The sequence below is a fragment of the Pseudoalteromonas atlantica genome, from assembly GCA_007988745.1.
Classification (GTDB): domain Bacteria; phylum Pseudomonadota; class Gammaproteobacteria; order Enterobacterales; family Alteromonadaceae; genus Pseudoalteromonas; species Pseudoalteromonas atlantica.
In genome coordinates, this window is record BJUT01000127.1 from 1 (window position 1) to 910 (window position 910).

General features: G+C 37.5%; 1 protein-coding gene. It reads right to left on the reverse strand.

Annotated features, from left to right (window positions below; genetic code table 11):
- Window positions 1-489 precede the first annotated feature (489 nt).
- On the reverse strand, window positions 490-867 hold the full coding sequence (locus tag PAT01_RS20010) for a MerR family transcriptional regulator (protein ID WP_154946069.1): 378 nt from the start codon (window positions 865-867) through the stop codon (window positions 490-492).
- Window positions 868-910: the final 43 nt, after the last annotated feature.

The following is a 910-nucleotide window of genomic DNA, read 5'->3' on the forward strand; positions in this document are numbered from 1 at the left end:
GAGCGAAAAGCAGACATTGACCGTTAATCGTTTCAACGACGGCAATTAGCCATACGTTGCATGTTTGCTCCCTTACTGGTTTTACGATATCCAAAACCGACATAACGACCATTAAGCAAATACCAAAGTAAAATAGGTATGTGCTCCAATCATATAGCCAAAGAGGATAAAGCGTTAATAGCACTGCTACAGGCCCTAGAATGCTGAAGACAGCTCTGGTATGGTTTTTATTTTGTGCCAGTTGTATAAGTTTACCAATAGTTCCAAAGATGCAAAAATAGGTAAAAGCGTATTTACAGCTATTCCTTCGAAGTGAGAGAAGAAGCCTAGTCCTAATGCCGATGCAAGTGACCTTAATGCAGGGAGGCAGGCCGTGCCGCTAGCCAAACGCCACTAGAGCCTACTCTGTCTAATATTTTATTTATCATTTGAAAGTCTATTGGTTGATATTACCATCATTCTAAACTCCGTATATAAGTACGGAGTCAATCATTTTAATGAGTCAATTATGGGGCAATGTGTTGGATCTTCGTTTTGCATACAGGTATTTGTCATACCCACAATTACTTTCTCTAAACGTTGAAGGTCATTAATTTTGTCTCGAATGATTGCTAACTTTTGTCGGCTTAATAGCTCAACTTGAGTGCAGTTGCTGTCCATAGACATTAGCGATTTTATTTCTCTTAACGTAAAGCCGAGCGCTTTGGCTTTTGTGATAAACCTAAGTTGTCCTGCTATTGATTCGTCATATTGTCTATAACCAGATATTGGTTTTTCAGGTTGTGTAATCAGTCCTTCTCGTTCATAAAAACGAATGGTTTCTACATTTAAATTTAATGATTGTGCTAATTTGCCAATGGTTTTCATTATTGCCTTTGTGAATACTACTAATCTAAAGTTATATTTAGTT